This window comes from Neoluteolibacter marinus (genome assembly GCF_014904755.1).
Classification (GTDB): domain Bacteria; phylum Verrucomicrobiota; class Verrucomicrobiia; order Verrucomicrobiales; family Akkermansiaceae; genus Haloferula; species Haloferula marina.
This window is the reverse complement of the sequence record NZ_JACZFQ010000156.1, coordinates 1-654: the sequence shown is the minus strand read 5'-3', so window position 1 is coordinate 654 and position 654 is coordinate 1. Positions and strand designations below refer to the sequence as shown.

Sequence of the window (654 nt, the reverse complement as noted above, 5' to 3'; positions counted from 1 at the left end):
CCGATTTCGAAGAGTTCTGCTTCGATCTCATGACCGAGAGTGGCTTCTCCAATGTGGACTGGAGAAAGGGCACTCCGCTCGCCGCATCGCCGTCCGATCGTGGCCGAGATATCGTCGCGCGCCGGTCCATGAAGGACATCGACGGGCACGAGTACGAGGAGCGCTGGTTCGTCGACTGCAAGCACTACAAGCGCGGCGTTCCTCCCGACGTGCTCCAGGGGGCCATCGCCTGGGCCAGTGCTGAGCGCCCGTCAGTGCTCCTCTTCATTACATCCGGCTATCTCACCAACGGTGCTAAGGATTGGATCGCGGACTACCAGCGCTCAAACAATCCGCCCTTCCGGATCCGCATATGGGAGAAGCCGCAGCTCCTTCGGCTCGTTGAGCAGAACCTAGATCTAGCTTTCAAGCACGATGTTGGGACGAGCACGCTGCGACGGGTGTCAGAGATTCTAGAGGCCGAGTCAATGCTCATGGATCGGCTCTGGTACGGGCGCAAACCGGTGGACGAGAACGTGGACCACTACGATTGGCCCGATAACATCAAAGCCGGAATGCTCGCAGCAAAGCGCCAAGTCGAGGAGCAGTACGGCCTAGAAGAGCTGGCGAAGGATGTGGAGTCAGACTGGGCGTGGGGCTACCTCTCGGGACGGA

General features: G+C 59.9%; 1 protein-coding gene. It reads left to right on the top strand.

Annotated features, from left to right (window positions below):
• Positions 1-654: restriction endonuclease (locus tag IG178_RS24275; protein ID WP_193215180.1), on the top strand; the 654-nt coding region annotated here is incomplete at both ends.